Annotated in this window: 12 protein-coding genes; 7 read left to right on the top strand and 5 right to left on the bottom strand. The window is 65.5% G+C overall.

All coding sequences use genetic code 11. The features are described 5' to 3' along the window. Positions 1-1269: a 3-oxoacyl-ACP synthase KasB gene (gene kasB / locus ACZYY4_RS04655; RefSeq protein WP_463808277.1), complete on the top strand. Its 1269-nt coding sequence runs from the start codon at positions 1-3 to the stop codon at positions 1267-1269. Positions 1270-1331: 62 nt separating this feature from the next. Then, positions 1332-2753, top strand: a complete 1422-nt coding sequence (locus tag ACZYY4_RS04650; RefSeq protein ID WP_463808276.1) for an acyl-CoA carboxylase subunit beta — start codon at positions 1332-1334, stop codon at positions 2751-2753. A gap of 144 nt (positions 2754-2897) precedes the next feature. Here the strand turns inward: ACZYY4_RS04650 and ACZYY4_RS04645 are convergent, their stop codons facing one another. Further along, a complete protein-coding gene (locus ACZYY4_RS04645; protein WP_463808437.1) occupies positions 2898-3476 on the bottom strand; it encodes a TetR/AcrR family transcriptional regulator in 579 nt (192 codons plus the stop codon). A gap of 341 nt (positions 3477-3817) precedes the next feature. On the opposite strand from ACZYY4_RS04645, the gene ACZYY4_RS04640 reads away from it, so the two are divergent. Further along, entirely contained in the window at positions 3818-4414 is a 597-nt protein-coding gene (locus tag ACZYY4_RS04640; protein WP_463808435.1) for a TetR/AcrR family transcriptional regulator, read from the top strand. An 18-nt stretch (positions 4415-4432) separates the two neighbouring features. Here the strand turns inward: ACZYY4_RS04640 and adhP are convergent, their stop codons facing one another. The 3 genes from adhP to ACZYY4_RS04625 are packed head-to-tail and all read right to left on the bottom strand — an operon-like array spanning position 4433 to position 7977. Next, positions 4433-5509 carry an alcohol dehydrogenase AdhP gene (gene adhP, locus ACZYY4_RS04635; protein WP_463808275.1) on the bottom strand — a complete coding sequence of 359 codons (1077 nt, stop codon included), beginning with the start codon at positions 5507-5509 and terminating at the stop codon, positions 4433-4435. 54 nt (positions 5510-5563) lie between these two features. Next, complete coding sequence (gene exaC, locus ACZYY4_RS04630) at positions 5564-7087, bottom strand: acetaldehyde dehydrogenase ExaC (protein WP_463808274.1); 1524 nt, start codon at positions 7085-7087, stop codon at positions 5564-5566. A gap of 56 nt (positions 7088-7143) precedes the next feature. Further along, positions 7144-7977 carry a mycofactocin-coupled SDR family oxidoreductase gene (locus tag ACZYY4_RS04625; protein ID WP_463808273.1) on the bottom strand — a complete coding sequence of 278 codons (834 nt, stop codon included), beginning with the start codon at positions 7975-7977 and terminating at the stop codon, positions 7144-7146. A 188-nt stretch (positions 7978-8165) separates the two neighbouring features. Between ACZYY4_RS04625 and ACZYY4_RS04620 the strand changes: the two genes are divergently transcribed. From ACZYY4_RS04620 to ACZYY4_RS04605, 4 genes are read left to right on the top strand one after another with little or no spacing between them, the layout of a single operon-like run. Beyond that, entirely contained in the window at positions 8166-8948 is a 783-nt protein-coding gene (locus ACZYY4_RS04620) for an enoyl-CoA hydratase/isomerase family protein (RefSeq protein WP_463808272.1), read from the top strand. After that, the gene (locus ACZYY4_RS04615; RefSeq protein WP_463808271.1) at positions 8945-9844 is read left to right on the top strand and encodes an alpha/beta hydrolase; all 900 of its coding nucleotides are present in this window, start codon (positions 8945-8947) and stop codon (positions 9842-9844) included. Before ACZYY4_RS04620 ends, ACZYY4_RS04615 begins: the two co-directional genes overlap by 4 nt. Continuing rightward, positions 9844-11220, top strand: coding sequence for a flavin-containing monooxygenase (locus ACZYY4_RS04610; RefSeq protein WP_463808270.1), 1377 nt, complete (start codon positions 9844-9846; stop codon positions 11218-11220). Before ACZYY4_RS04615 ends, ACZYY4_RS04610 begins: the two co-directional genes overlap by 1 nt. A 35-nt stretch (positions 11221-11255) precedes the next feature. Continuing rightward, positions 11256-12536 carry a PucR family transcriptional regulator gene (locus tag ACZYY4_RS04605; RefSeq protein ID WP_463808269.1) on the top strand — a complete coding sequence of 427 codons (1281 nt, stop codon included), beginning with the start codon at positions 11256-11258 and terminating at the stop codon, positions 12534-12536. Between the two features lie 38 nt (positions 12537-12574). On the opposite strand, the gene ACZYY4_RS04600 is transcribed toward ACZYY4_RS04605, so the two are convergent. Then, the gene (locus ACZYY4_RS04600; protein WP_463808433.1) at positions 12575-14125 is read right to left on the bottom strand and encodes an acyl-CoA synthetase; all 1551 of its coding nucleotides are present in this window, start codon (positions 14123-14125) and stop codon (positions 12575-12577) included. Positions 14126-14227: the final 102 nt, after the last annotated feature.

Below are 14227 nucleotides of genomic sequence, written 5' to 3'. Positions count from 1 at the left end.
ATGTCAACGCTGGCTACGGGAAACGGTCTCCCCAACGTCGTCGTCACCGGCTTGACCATGACGACGGCCTTGGCCGCGGACGAAGAAGAGACCTGGAAGCGGCTGCTGGACGGCCAGAGCGGCATCCGCAAGCTCACCGATTCGTTCATCGAGGAGTATGACCTGCCGGTCAGTATCGGTGGGCATCTCGTCGAGACACCGGAGTCCTTCGACGAAGGGCTGAGTCGGACCGAGCTGCGGCGCCTGTCCTACCTGCAGAAGCTGTCGACTGTGCTGAGTCGCCGGGTCTGGGGGCAGGTAGGCGAGCCCGACGTGGACACCCGCCGGCTGCTGATCTCGATCGGCACCGGACTGGGTTCCACCGAGGAGCTCGTCTGGGCCTACGACAACATGCGGGAACGCGGCTTCCGGGCCGTCTCCCCGTTGACGGTGCAGAAGTACATGCCCAACGGGGCGGCCGCGGCCGTCGGGTTGGACCGCAAGGCCAAAGCCGGGGTGATCACCCCGATTTCAGCGTGCGCGTCCGGCTCCGAGGGCATCGCCCACGCCTGGCAGCAGATCGTGCTCGGCGAGGCCGACATCGCGATCTGCGGCGGCGTGGAAACCCGGATCGAAGCGGTGCCGATCGCCGGGTTCGCCCAGATGCGCATCGTGCTGTCGAACACCAACGACGACCCGGCGGGCGCTTGCCGCCCGTTCGACCGCGATCGCAACGGGTTCGTCTTCGGCGAGGCAGCCGCGCTGATGGTGATCGAGACCGAGGAACACGCCAAGGCGCGCGGGGCCAATATCATCGCGCGCGTCATGGGGGCGTCGATCACCTCCGACGGTTACCACATCGTCGCGCCGGATCCCAACGGCGAGAGCGCGGGCCGGGCTATGTCGCGGGCGATCGAGGTAGCCGGCCTGACACCCGGCGATATCGACCACGTCAACGCTCACGCCACCGGCACCACGGTCGGCGACGTGGCCGAGGGCCACGCCATCAACCTCGCCCTGGGACCGCACGGCGGCAACGCGGCCGTGTACGCCCCGAAGGCCGCACTCGGCCACTCTGTCGGTGCGGTGGGCGCCGTGGAATCCATCCTGACCGTGATGTCGCTGCGCGATCAGGTCATCCCACCGACCCTCAACCTGGAGAATCTCGACCCCGAGATCGACCTGGATGTAGTGGCCGGCGAACCCCGGCCGGGCAACTACCAGTACGCGGTCAACAACTCGTTCGGATTCGGCGGGCACAACGTAGCGCTCGTCTTCGGCCGATATTGACGGCCCCCGAAGGACCAGACGAGCCCGGCAGCGACACAAGCATCAAACGACAAGGAGACGCGATGACGACCATGGTTCCCGAGACGGTGGGCGAATCACTCGACCCGCGCGATCCCCTGCTGCGTCTGTCGACGTTCTTCGACGACGGCACCGTGGAACTGCTGCATGAGCGCGACCGCTCCGGCGTGCTGGCCGCTGCCGGCGACGTCAACGGGGTGCGCACCATCGCGTTCTGCACCGACGGCACCGTGATGGGCGGTGCGATGGGCGTCGAGGGCTGCGACCACATCGTCAACGCCTACGACACCGCGATCGCCGATCAGAGTCCGATCGTGGGCCTGTGGCATTCCGGTGGCGCCCGGTTGGCCGAGGGGGTGCGCGCCCTGCACGCGGTCGGGCTGGTCTTCGAGGCCATGATCCGGGCCTCCGGGTACGTCCCGCAGATCTCGGTGGTGGTCGGTTTCGCCGCCGGCGGCGCGGCCTACGGCCCGGCGCTGACCGACGTCATCGTGATGGCGCCGGAGGGCCGGGTGTTCGTCACCGGTCCCGACGTGGTGCGCAGCGTCACCGGTGAGGACGTCGACATGGCCGCGCTCGGCGGCCCCGACACCCACCACAAGAAGTCGGGCGTGTGCCACATCGTCGCCGACGACGAACTCGACGCCTACGAGCGGGGCCGTCGCCTGGTCGGATTGTTCTGCCAGCAGGGTCATTTCGACCGCAGCAAGGCCGAGGCCGAGGACACCGACCTGCACGCGCTGCTGCCGGAGTCGGCGCGGCGCGCCTACGACGTGCACCCGTTGATCGCCGCGCTGCTCGACGAGGACACACCGTTCGACGAATTGCAGGCCAAGTGGGCGCCGTCGATGGTGGTCGGGCTGGGCCGGCTCTCCGGGCGCACGGTCGGAGTGCTGGCCAACAATCCGCTGCGACTGGGCGGCTGCCTGAACTCCGAAAGCGCCGAGAAGTCGGCACGTTTCGTGCGACTGTGCGACGCGTTCGGCATTCCGCTGATCGTGATCGTCGACGTGCCGGGCTACCTGCCGGGCGTCGGCCAGGAGTGGGGCGGCGTGGTGCGCCGCGGCGCCAAGCTGTTGCACGCGTTCGGCGAGGCCACCGTTCCCCGGGTCACGCTGGTCACCCGCAAGACCTACGGCGGCGCCTACATCGCGATGAACTCCCGGTCTCTGGGGGCCACCAAGGTGTTCGCCTGGCCGGACGCCGAGGTCGCGGTGATGGGCGCCAAGGCCGCGGTCGGCATCCTGCACAAGAAGAAGCTGGCCGCCGCCCCCGATCACGAGCGTGAGGCACTGCACGAGGAGTTGGCGGCCGAACACGAGCGGATCGCCGGCGGGGTGGACAGCGCCATTGACATCGGTGTCGTCGACGAGAAGATCGATCCGTCGCACACCCGCAGCAGGATCACCCAGGCGCTGGCCGAGGCGCCCGCCCGCCGCGGGCGTCACAAGAACATCCCGCTGTAGGCCCCTTTTTCGCGCGAGCGTGCGCGTCCCCGGCCGACACGCGGCTTGCCGGACCGGGATTACGCACGCTCGCCGGCAGCAGCCACACACGAATTCGGCGTGCGGGATTTGGTCCTGCGCTGACCCAGACAGCAGGCTCAGCGTTTAAGCACTGTCCGTAAGGCCTTGACGGATCAGCGACTTGGCATTCTCCACGACCGCCTCGACGGATCCCAGGCTGGGTTTCCACCACTCCACCGCCCAGTTCAACGCGCCGAGGACGAGCATCTGCGCAATATAGAGGTCGAGCTCTGGCCGCAACTGACCTTCCCGAGCAAGGTCGTTGATCAGCCGGCGCCAGATCTCACCGTAGCGCTCCTCCTCGACGATCTGCCGCTTGCGAATCGCCATCGGCACCTGGCCGGCATTGCGGATCCACGCGGTGGCGTAGTCGGAGGTTTGCAACACATGACACAGATGCGCTTCGACACTGGCCAGCAGACGCATCAGTGGTGGCGTATCGTCGGGCAGCTCATCGAGAATTGTCGCAACGTGTTCGCGCATGCCCGAGATACCCGAGAACATCACTTCCTCGACGAGTTCGTCACGCGAGGCGTAATAGTGGTAGATGGCCGGGGCCTGCAACTCGGCGGCGGCGGCAACGTCACTCAGACGAAGTCCCGCGTAACCGTTCTCGGACAGCACATGGGCTGCCGCATCAAGTATCCGCGTACGTGTCGACATTGATTCAGAAGACGCGTCGTCCTCTGCACCGGGCCTTCTGCTCGCCGCCGGGCGCCGCTCCTTGTTGACCACGAAGCGATGATAATTGTGCTCTGGCGAACGTAGCGATCCTGCCCGGGCCACCGGCACCGCTTTCGGTGAGGCCGTCGAAGTCGTTGACGGGCCTGCCTCCATCAGCGGCGTGTCGCATGTCCTTTAATCTAACATAGAAAATAGGGCCGGCGCGGCGGTGCTGTCAGTCGTGCGCGGATCGGCGGGGCCGATCTCGATATGATCGAACGGTGGCTAGAAAACGAGCGGCGTCTGCCGACCAGGCGAAATCGGAACGCACGCGTTCACGCATCCTGGATGCGGCCGCCCATGTTCTGTCTACCAAGGGCTTTGCCGGAACCCGGCTGACCGATGTCGCAGAACTTGCACAACTACAGGCACCGGCGATCTACTACTATTTCGCCTCACGTGAGGACCTCATCGAGGCGGTGATTTTCCGTGGAATCAGCGACGTGCGGATACACCTGCAAGAAGCGCTGGACGGCTTGCCGCCGAATGTCACTGCACTGGATCGGATCCTCGCCGCAGTAGAAGTTCACCTTCGACACGGGCTCGAACTCTCCGACTACGCCCGCGCCTCCATCCGCAATTCCGGTCAGATCCCCGAGCGACTGCGCACCCGGCAGAAGAAGGAGCTGACCGCTTACAACCGCACCTGGCAGAAGCTCCTGGCCGCCGCCATTGCCGACGGCCAAGTGCGCGACGATCTCGATCACCGACTTGCTCAGCGGCTTATCCTCGGCGCCCTCAACTGGAGCGCTGAGTGGTGGGACCCGCGTCGGCATTCGGTGGACATCCTGGTTGCCAACGCACAGGCTTTCGTGCGCCACAGTTTGGCACCGATCGACAGACCGAAGCGCAAACCCCAAGGCCGCGTTCGCCCTTAGTGCACCGTCGGCGTGGACCTACGCATCGTCTCGATAGTCGATGACCATGCGGCCGTCGATCTGACCGCGTGCCATTCGGTCAAAAATATCATTGACGTCCGCCAGTTTCGCGGCGGTCACCCTGGGCTTCACCAGTCCGCGAGCGTAGAAGTCGAGGGCTTCGATCAAGTCTTGACGGGTACCGACTATCGACCCACGGATGGTCAGGCGTTTCAGCACGATGTCGAAGATCGGCGCGGGAAAGTCTCCGGGCGGTAGGCCGTTGAACACAATCGTCCCGCCGCGCCGCACCAGCCCGATGGCCTGTCCGAATGCCTGCGGATGCACTGCGGTAACCAGTACGCCGTGCACTCCTCCGGTGGCTTTGTACGCCTCGGCGGCCAGGTCGGTGGTGCGTGCGTTCAAGGCGATCTCAGCGCCCAGCTCGGTGGCCAGCGCCAGTTTGGAGTCGTCGATGTCGACGGCCAGCACACGCAGTCCCATCGCGCGGGCATACTGCACCGCAATGTGGCCGAGCCCTCCGATACCGGAGATCGCCACCCACTGGCCAGGTCGGGCCTCGGTCTCCTTCAATCCTTTGTATACGGTGACGCCGGCGCAGAGGATCGGCGCCACCTCCAGCGGATCGGCGCCGTCCGGAATGCGCGCTGCATAGGCGGTGTCGACCAGCATGTGGGTGCCGAAACTTCCATCGACGCTGTAGCCGCCGTTTTGCTGGCTCTCGCACAACGTCTCCCAGCCGGTCCGGCAGTGTTCGCATTCGCCGCATGCCGACCAAAGCCAGGCATTACCGACCTTGTCGCCGATCTTGAGTCCATCGACACCTTCGCCGAGCGCGACAATGGTTCCATACCCCTCGTGGCCCGGTATGAAAGGAGGCCGCGGCTTGACCGGCCAATCACCCTGGGCAGCATGCAGGTCGGTGTGGCATACGCCGGAGGTCTCCAGTTGCACCAACGCCTGCCGAAAGCCGGGCGTCGGCAGTTCGAACTCAAAAATCTGCAGGGCCGCACCGAATTCTGTGACCACCGCAGCCTGCATGGTGTTGCCGGTGGGTGGTGCCTCGATCCCGCTGGCGCCAAGGGTTTCAGTCATCATCTCACTCCGTTCGTGGAAAGGGTTATGGGCTAACTGGTTCCGGCCACCTGGTCAGAAGAGCCCTTGGGCCGCACTGCTGTAGGACACCAGTAGGTTTTTGGTCTGCTGGTAGTGGTCGAGGACCATCTTGTGGTTCTCCCGGCCGATGCCGGACTGTTTGTAGCCGCCGAATGCGGCGTGCGCGGGGTAGGCGTGGTAGCAGTTGACCCACACCCGGCCGGCCGCAATGTCGCGGCCGGCCCGATAAGCGGTGTTGCCATCACGGCTCCACACCCCCGCGGCCAGCCCATAGAGAGTGTCGTTGGCGATCGAGATCGCGTCGTCGTAGTCGGTGAACGAGGTCACCGAGACCACCGGGCCAAAGATCTCCTCCTGGAAGATCCGCATCTTGTTGTTTCCCGCGAACACGGTGGGCTGCACGTAGTAGCCACCGGAGAGCTCCCCACCGAGCTCGGCACGCTCCCCGCCGGTGATCACTTTGGCGCCCTCGCCCTTACCGATCTCGATGTAGGACAGGATCTTCTCCAGCTGGTCGTTGGAGGCCTGCGCGCCGATCATCGTGGCGAGGTCCAGCGGGTCGCCCTGGCGGATCGCCTTGGTGCGGATCGCCGCCAACTCCAAGAACTCCTCATAGATGTCGGCCTGGATCAGCGACCGCGACGGGCTGGTGCACACCTCGCCCTGATTCAGCGCAAACCCGGCAAACCCCTCGAGAGCCTTGCCCTGAAAGTCATCATTGGCCGCCAGCACATCGGAGAAGAAGATGTTGGGACTCTTACCACCCAACTCCAACGTGACCGGGATGATGTTGTGGCTGGCGTACTGCATGATCAGCCGACCGGTGGTGGTCTCCCCGGTGAAACCGATCTTGGCGATCCGGTTACTCGACGCCAACGGTTTACCGGCCTCCACCCCGAATCCGTTGACCACGTTGATGACTCCCTCGGGTAACAGCTCACCGATCAGACTCATCAGAAACAGGATCGACGCCGGGGTCTGCTCGGCCGGCTTGAGCACCACCGCATTGCCGGCGGCCAGCGCCGGGGCCAGCTTCCAGGCCGCCATCAACAGCGGGAAATTCCACGGGATGATCTGACCCACCACCCCCAACGGCTCGTGGAAGTGATACGCCACGGTGTCCTCGTCCAGCTGGGACAACGCACCCTCCTGGGTGCGGATCGCCGCAGCGAAATACCGGAAATGATCCACCGCCAGCGGAATATCGGCGGCCAACGCCTCCCGGATCGGCTTGCCGTTATCCCACACCTCGGCGACCGCCAACTGCTCGGTGTGCTCCTCAATACGGTCGGCGATCTTATTCAAGATCGCCGCCCGCTGCGCCGGAGAGGTCTTGCCCCACCCCGGCGCGGCCGCATGCGCAGCATCCAAGGCCAGGTCGACATCGGCCCCCGTCGAGCGCGGGATCTCGCAGAACACCTCACCGGTCACCGGTGTCGCATTCTCGAAATACTCACCGCCGGCCGGCGCCACCCACCGCCCACCGATGAAGTTCCCATAACGCGACTCGTAACCCATCACTGCGCCCGCCGAACCCGGACGTGCGTAGATCGTCATATCTCCTCCATCGTCGTTTGCACAGAATGGGTGCTGCCGCGCAGCGATCTGGACACCTATTTGACGGTCAGACCTGCATCTACCGGCAGCGTGACACCGGTGATGTATCGCCCCGATTCCGAGCACAGGTACATCACCGCCTCGGTGACATCAAGGCACTCGACCATCGGAACCGGCAGCAGATTCTCCAGTGCCGCACCGAATTCAGGGTGCTTGGTGATGTACTGCTCGACTTGAGGGTTCTGGATCATCGGAGTCGCAACACCGGTGGGGTGCACGGAGTTGACCCGGATGCCGCGCTCGGCGAGTGTCGTTGCGTAATACCGCATCAGCCCGACGACGCCATGCTTTGCAGCGGTGTACCCGGCACCGCCGTGGCTCTTCGTGGTGAATCCGCGCCCTACCGATTTGAGCCCCGCCGCCGAACTGGTGATGACGACGGCGCCTCCATCGCCGTGCCCGAGCAGCGCCGGCAGGGCTGCCTCAACGGTGAAGTACGCACCGTTGAGCATCACGTCGATCGCATCCAGGTAGGCGGCGAGCTGCTGCGACTCGTCGCCGAAGACCGGGCCGATACCCGCGTTGGCCAGCACGTAGTCGACCCGGCCCAACTCGGCGACCGCGTTGTCCACGACCGCTGTCAGCTGGTCAAGGTCTCGCACATCGGCCTGGCCGGCGACGATTCGACGTCCGGTCTTCTCCACCAGGTTGACCGTCTCGTCCAGGTCTTCGGGCGTGCTCATCGCGTAGGCGACGCTGTCCAATTGCCGGCACAGATCGACCGCGATGATGTCGGCGCCCTCCTCGGCGAAGCGCACCGCGTGGGCCCGTCCCTGCCCCCGGGCGGCACCGGTTATGAAGGCCACCTTGCCTTCGAATCGCAATGTCATCGCGTGATCCCCCGCCGGACGAAGTGCCCTGCTGTCATACCGAATTGGTTGCGCACCTGCTTCATTGTGGTGACGCGCGCCGGGAAGGGAAGCCCAACCGCCGCCTTCGGTGAGCCTGCACAAGGTGCCTCGGGTTCTCTGTGCCGCATGACATGGCGATCGCCTCGATTCCAGGCTTAGCTGCCCTCATGGTTCATGTCCGGACAGAACGAATCGGCCGCGTCGCACATCTGGTGCTCGCACGCCCGGAGCGGCGTAACGCGCTCGATGAGGAGCTGGTGGCGGACCTCGTCACGGCGGTCGCCGACCTTGAGGCCGCCGAGGGCGTCGGGTGCGTGGTGGTCCGGGGCGACGGTCCTGGATTCAGTGCCGGGATCGACGCGTCCACACTGACCGGGCTGGCTACCCCCGAGGGACTCGCGCGTATCCGCGGCGCCTTTGTGGCCGCCTACGACCGCCTCGAAAGACTTCCGATTCCAACTATCGCGAGTGTTCACGGCTGGGCCATCGGGGCAGGCTTCGAGCTGGCGTTGGCGTGCGATCTGCGGGTGGTCGCCGCCGATGCGACGCTGGGCCTGCCGGAGACCCGGATGGGTGTGGTGCCCGACGTCGGAGGAACGGGCCGGCTGACGTCTCTGGTCGGGCCGGGACGGGCCAAGGAGATGATCCTCACCTCGGCGATGATCGACGGAACGCACGCCGGCCGGCTCGGCATCGCCAACCGGGTCGCACCTGCGGCCAAACTGGCGATGATCACCGCAACGCTGGCCGATGAGCTGCTGGCCTGCTCGGTCACCGCCAACGGGCTGGCCAAGCGCATCATCGACCGCGCCGCGCGGCCCACCTGGAATGACACCCTCGACGCGGAACTGGACGCGCAGTTGCGGTGCATCGAGACACCGGAGTTCACCGAGGCCTATCGCAGGTTTCTCGCTGCACCGGGTGCCAACACCCCGGCGGCGCGGCGATGAATCGGTCCGAGCTCCGGATTCCGGCGGGTGACACCACGATCGCGGCATGGCACTATGCCGCCGACGGCACGCATCGCCGGCCCTGTGTGGTGATGGCCCACGGCTTCTGCGGTACTCGGGATGCGGGACTGGTGGGCTTCGGCGAGCGGTTCGCCGATGCCGGGATCGACGCGCTGTGCTTCGACTACCGCGGGTTCGGGGCATCGGGGGGACATGCTCGGCAAGTCGTCGACTTCGCTGATCAACGCCGGGATTACCACACCGCAGTTGATGCCGCCCGGCGCCTGGCATACGTGGACGGCGTTGCCATCTGGGGAGTATCGCTGTCCGGTGGCCATGTCTTCGCCGTGGCCACCGAACGACGAGACCTCATCGGGGCGATCGCACTGACGCCGATCGTCGACGGGCAGACGACGGTGCTGAGGATGCGGCGAACGATTCCTCCGCGGACTGCGATCCGACTCGGCGCAAGCGCGATACGGGATGCCATCGGCGCCCGCACCGGGAGCCCCCCGGTGCTGTTGCCCGCGGTCGGCTCGCCTCGAAGTGCCGCAATGCTCACCACGCCCGACGCACTGCCGGGTTACCTGGCGGTCGCGCGGGATGCACCGTTGTGGCGCAACGAGTTCGCCGCGCGCATGCTGCTCGCCGTACCGAGGTACCGGCCGGGTCTGTACGCCGACCGCGTCAACTGTCACATGCTGGTGCAGATCGCCGGAGCCGATCGAAACGCTCCACCCGATTTGGCCCGGGTAGCAGCCCAGCGCGCCAAAGCCCTGGTGCGCGAGTACTCCGGGGTCGGCCACTTCGACGTCTACGACCGGGGTGCTGCCTTCGATGCGGTAGTCGCCGACCAGATCTCGTTCCTAGCGTCGCTCTCGGAAAGGACCAGATGATGCTCGTTCCAGTCAACAGTTCCCCCCGCGCCTGCGTGATCGGCGCCGGCTCGGCCGGCCTCGCCGCGTGTGCCGGCCTGAAGCAGGCCGGGATCGCCTTCGACTGCTATGAGAAGAGTGACCGTGTCGGCGGCCTGTGGGTTTTCGACAATCCCAGTGGTACCGCGGCCGCCTACCGCACCCTCAGTTCCAACGCGCCGAAGGCGTACATGGGCTACCACGATTTCCCCATGCCCGCTGACTTGCCGGCCTATCCGAGCCACTGGGACTTCGCCCGCTACTTCGACGACTACGCCCGGCACTTCGGACTGCACGAGCACATTCGGTTCCAGACCGAGGTCACCCGGGTGTCTCCCTCGGCCGGCGGCGACTTCGAGGTGGTCCTGGCCGACGGAAGCACCGAAACGTACGACTACGTGCTCGTCGCAAACGGCCACCACTGGGATCGGCGAATGCCGGAACCGATGTTTCCCGGGACCTTCGATGGGACCATCATGCATTCCCGCGATTACCGCGAACCGGCGTTCATGGCGGGCAAGCGGGTCGTGGTGGTCGGTATCGGCAACAGCGCGGTGGACATCGCCAGCGAAGCCGCCCACGGAGCGGACAAGACCTACCTATCGGTCCGTCGTGGCGCTCACATCATGCCCAAGTACGCCTTCGGGATGGCGCCACCGAACTGGCTGCTGAATTCCGCGTCCCACAAGCTCGGCCGAGTAGTCCTGGGGGCACTCATGCGGCTGGTGAACGGACGCGCCGAGGACTACGGGCTGCCCACCCCGGACCACGCGTTCGGCGACGCACATCCCACCATGTCGGGAACCATCATGGATGAACTGCGCCTGGGCAGGATTTCGCCCAAGCCACCGATCGCCGAATTGCTCGGCGACCGGGTTCGCTTCACCGACGGTTCGGTCGAGCAGGTCGACCTGATCATCTGCGCCACCGGCTACAACATCACCTTCCCGTTCTTCGACGAATCGTACGTATCGGCGCCGGACAATCAGATCTCGCTCTACCACCGCGTGGTGCATCCCGATCGCCCCGGTTTGTTCTTCATCGGCCTGTGCCAACCGCTGGGCGCAATCCAGCCGCTGGCAGAGTTGCAGGGCAAGTGGATAGGTGAACTACTGGCGGGGAACTGCGCACTGCCCGGCGCCGAGGAGATGCGTCAGGCCATCGCGGCCGACCAGCGTGCACTGCGCAAACGCTTCATCGACTCCACCCGCCACACGGTTCAAGTCGATCACAATCACTACCTCAAGGCGTTGCGGCGCGAGCTCCGGGTGGGGCGGCGCCGTGCTCGGCACATGCGGCCGGCACGCACCATCGGACCGGCCCCTCGGGTCGCATCGGCGAGCACCCGTTCAACCTGACCATCAGGCCTGGTTCGGCCGGTAAGGTGGCTCCGATGGTCAACCGGCTCACCGCGAACGAGGCGATCGTCGCGTGCGCAGGCGAACTGCTCGCGCGGATCGACGAAGTCACCGTGCAGTTGTCCAAACAACTCGCTGGGTCGGTGCCGGAGTTCTTCGAGGACGACGATCTGGTGCGAGAGGTCGAAGCCAGCGCATACGGCAATGTCGCCGCGATGTTGTCGGTGTTTCGCGATGAGACCGCCGCAGAAGATGTGCCGATCCGGCGGGAGGTCACCGCCTTCGCCTCCGCTGTGGTCCGCCGGCAGCTGCCGCTGGAATCACTCATTCAGGCGTACCGGGTCGGGCAGACGCTGTTCTCCCGGCTGTGGATGGATGCGCTGGCAGAACAGATCACTGAACAGGACGCCTTCGTCGAGGCCCTGCACCGCAGTTTCGATGAGTTGAATGTCTACCTCGATCGCGTTGTGGCGCAACTGGTCGCCGACTATGAGCGGGAGCGGGAGCGGTGGCTGCGCGGCGAAGCGGCACGCCGGAGCGCGCTCGTCGGGCGGCTACTTCGGGGCGATCGGATACCCATCGACCATGCCAGCCGCCAGCTGGGCCATGATCTGCGCGCCCCCCAGACCGCTCTGGTGGCGTGGATGCCGTCCCAAGGGGAGGTCGAGCAACAGCTCGCGACCCTCGAGACCTCCCTCGCCGCGATCGCGTCCGCGACGGGAGTGGCGCGCATGCTGTTGCTGCCCGCCGGCACCTGCACGGTTTGGGCCTGGATCGCCGGCGACCTGGATAGTGCCCGACTCGCCGATTGCACCGACGCGGCGCGCTACACCGATGTCCTGATTGCGGCGGGCCAGACCGTTCAGGGTGAGGACGCATTCCGGATCAGTCACGAGCAGGCGCTGCGGGCCCGCCACGTCGCCTCTCACATGCCGTCACCGGCGCACGTCACGTTGCATGCGGATGTCGCCACCGTCGCACTGCTGGCCGGCGATTACGAAGAGGCTCGACGGTTCGTCATCCGGACCCTGGGCGAGCTCGCCAGTCGAACCGCCACCGCATCACAGTTGCGGGAAACGCTACGGGTCTTCCTTCAAGAGGGCGGCAACACCCGGCGAGCCAGCGAACGGCTCTTCATGCATCGCAATACCGTGCTCTACCGGGTGCGTCGGATCGAGGAACTGATCGGCCATCCACTGGACAAGCGGAGGCTCGACGTAGAGGTGGCGCTGCTGTTCGTCGACACGTTCGGCGAAGAGGTGCTGCCCGCCGATCACCCTCTGACGACGAAACACGTTACGGGAGACGGCGAGTAATCAATCGTTCCTACGTCCCTGAGTGACCGTCGCTTCATCTAGGCGTTGCAACTGGCTTCATTCCGGTATTGGTTGCGCAGCTCACGTTTGAGCACCTTGCCGGCCGCAGATGTCGGTAGCGCCTCGACGAAATTCACACTCCTCGGCGCCTTGTAGCCGGCGATGTACCGCTTGGAGTCTTCACGGATTTCGTCGCCGGTCGTCCTGGCGCCGGGTTGCAGTACGACAACGGCGTGAACGCGTTCGCCCCATTGCATGTCGGGAACACCGATCACGGCGCATTGGGCCACCGCAGGATTCCGGGCAATAGCGTTCTCGACCTCGACTGAGTACACGTTCTCGCCGCCCGTCACGATCATGTCCTTTATCCGGTCGACGACGAAGAGATACCCGTCTTCGTCTATGCGACCCCCGTCCCCGGTGTGCAACCACCCGCCCCGGATAGCAGCTGCGGTCGCCTCGGGCTTGTTCCAGTAGCCGAGCATGACATTGCCGCCGCGCACGACGATCTCGCCGACGCTCCCCCGCGGCACTTCCGCGCCTGTCTCATCGACGATCCGGACCTCGCAGTTGAGCGCGGCCCGACCGGCCGAGGGCAGCAGCCTGTCCACGGCGTGGTCCTCCGGTCCGAGCAGGGTCGCGATCGGAGCAAGCTCGGTCATTCCGTATGCCTGCGCGAACGCGACCTGTGGAAGTGCAGCCGAGGCACGTTCCAGCAACGGCTTGGGAATCGATGACCCACCGTAGAAGATCCCTCGCAGGCTGGACAGATCGTAGGAAGCCAGACCCGGGTTGTCGACGATCGCCTGGACCATGGTCGGCACCAGTGCAACGTCGGTCACGCGGTGGGTTTCGATAGCCGACAACACCGCATTCGGCTCGAATCGCGGCACGATCACATGCGCGGCACCGAGCAATGTCGTCACACCCCAAGCCGTCAGTCCCGCCAGATGAAACATCGGCGCCGCATGCAGGCACCGGCTCAACTGCCGCGATCTGAACATGTAGCCGGAGGCGGCAGCACCGAGCCATGACGTCAGGATCGCGGCATGCGACAGCATCACTCCCTTGGGCTCTCCGGTAGTCCCACCGGTGTAGAAGACACCGGCCAGCTCATCGCCGCCCCGCCCCGCATCCGGGATTCCCGTTGCACCGGCGACCAGTTCCTCATAGGGCACCGCGCCGTCGGGGGCCGGATCATCGCCGCAGTAGATCACCGTCGATACCTGGTCGCACTCTGCTCGGATCTCGGCGAGCATCTCCCGGTGCGCCTGGTCGATGAAGAGAACCGTGGTGCCGGAATCCCTGAGCGCATAGCTGATCTCGGACGGGCTCCATCGGATGTTCAGCGGGTTGAGTACCCCATCCGCCCACGGTACCGCGAGCAGGTATTCGTGATACCGGTCCGAGTTCAGCGACAGCATCGCGACCCGATCGCCCGCGCGCACCCCGAGATCGCGCAGACCTCCGGCCAACCGCTGAACCCGCAGAGCTGATTCGGAAAATGTCTGCTCCCGGCCGCCAAAGACGGTCATGGTCGCACCGGGCGTCTGCTGCAGCCCACGATGGAGTCCTTGCGTCAAATACACTGTCCGGCCTCCCGGCCCGCGCCACCGACGGGCCCGATCGAATGGATGAAAGCTTTCACCACGAAGGTTAGATCGTGCAACATTCCTCTGGCCGAACATTTT

It is taken from the genome of Mycobacterium sp. IDUB_21 (assembly GCF_055419425.1).
Note: the sequence above shows the minus strand (reverse complement) of the source record. Positions and strands in the feature narration are given on the sequence as shown.

Coding starts and splice junctions, on each gene's coding strand:
- ACZYY4_RS04605 (WP_463808269.1), top strand. CDS start 11,256: ATGGTCAACCGGCTCACCGCGAACGAGGCGATCGTCGCGTGCGCAGGC.
- kasB (WP_463808277.1), top strand. CDS start 1: ATGTCAACGCTGGCTACGGGAAACGGTCTCCCCAACGTCGTCGTCACC.
- adhP (WP_463808275.1), bottom strand. CDS start 5,509: ATGACTGAAACCCTTGGCGCCAGCGGGATCGAGGCACCACCCACCGGC.
- ACZYY4_RS04650 (WP_463808276.1), top strand. CDS start 1,332: ATGACGACCATGGTTCCCGAGACGGTGGGCGAATCACTCGACCCGCGC.
- ACZYY4_RS04615 (WP_463808271.1), top strand. CDS start 8,945: ATGAATCGGTCCGAGCTCCGGATTCCGGCGGGTGACACCACGATCGCG.
- ACZYY4_RS04645 (WP_463808437.1), bottom strand. CDS start 3,476: ATGTCGACACGTACGCGGATACTTGATGCGGCAGCCCATGTGCTGTCC.
- ACZYY4_RS04625 (WP_463808273.1), bottom strand. CDS start 7,977: ATGACATTGCGATTCGAAGGCAAGGTGGCCTTCATAACCGGTGCCGCC.
- ACZYY4_RS04610 (WP_463808270.1), top strand. CDS start 9,844: ATGCTCGTTCCAGTCAACAGTTCCCCCCGCGCCTGCGTGATCGGCGCC.
- ACZYY4_RS04620 (WP_463808272.1), top strand. CDS start 8,166: ATGGTTCATGTCCGGACAGAACGAATCGGCCGCGTCGCACATCTGGTG.
- exaC (WP_463808274.1), bottom strand. CDS start 7,087: ATGACGATCTACGCACGTCCGGGTTCGGCGGGCGCAGTGATGGGTTAC.